At 39.9% G+C, this 641-nt stretch carries 1 protein-coding gene; it reads right to left on the bottom strand.

Annotated elements, in window-relative coordinates; genetic code table 11:
- Window positions 1-572 (bottom strand): gas vesicle protein (locus tag AN490_RS12545; RefSeq protein WP_300003636.1); only part of this gene is annotated, 572 nt, incomplete at its 3' end.
- Between the last annotated feature and the right edge of the window lie 69 nt (window positions 573-641).

The following is a 641-nucleotide window of genomic DNA, read 5'->3' as shown; positions in this document are numbered from 1 at the left end:
GTTTGAGCCGGAAAATCGAGAATTTCCACGGTTGAAACCACAGGTGATGAACTTTCTGCACTGGTTTGAGCCGGAAAATCGAGAATTTCCATTGATGTATTTACATATGGTGGAGTTCCCCCACTGGTTTGAGCCTGAAAATCTAGAACTTCAATTGGTGTATCTACAGGTGATGGAATTTTTGCACTGGTTTGATACAAATCATCTTTAACATCTGCTGCTAAGGGGATTTCCTCTTTCACACTAGAAGATGTCAGTGAATTTAGCTTTGCCTCTAGACTCTCTAGACGATGCTGAAGTTGTTGATTTTCTTCAACCAAACGTTGAGCCTTAGTGCTAAGATAAGGATCGCTTTCCCACCAATTGATGCCCATTTCCTTGGCTTTATCCACAGAGGAAATTAACAAGCGAATTCGAATATGTACAAGTTCGGTGGATGCGATAGATATAGAAATATCGCCAGCAATCACAATGCCCTTATCTAAAACCCTTTCGAGAATGTCCGCTAAAGTCGAACCTTGGGTAGATGTGTTAATAGTTCGACTTGAGTTAGTCTCTGCATTTAATCTCATAAAATTGTAGTTTTCCGTAGTCAAACGTAGCTATATCCGTCACTACAATGAACCTTAGTAATATCTTTC

This window comes from Anabaena sp. AL09, from assembly GCF_001672255.1.
Taxonomy (GTDB): Bacteria; Cyanobacteriota; Cyanobacteriia; order Cyanobacteriales; family Nostocaceae; genus Dolichospermum; species Dolichospermum lemmermannii.
Note: the sequence above shows the minus strand (reverse complement) of the source record. Positions and strands in the feature narration are given on the sequence as shown.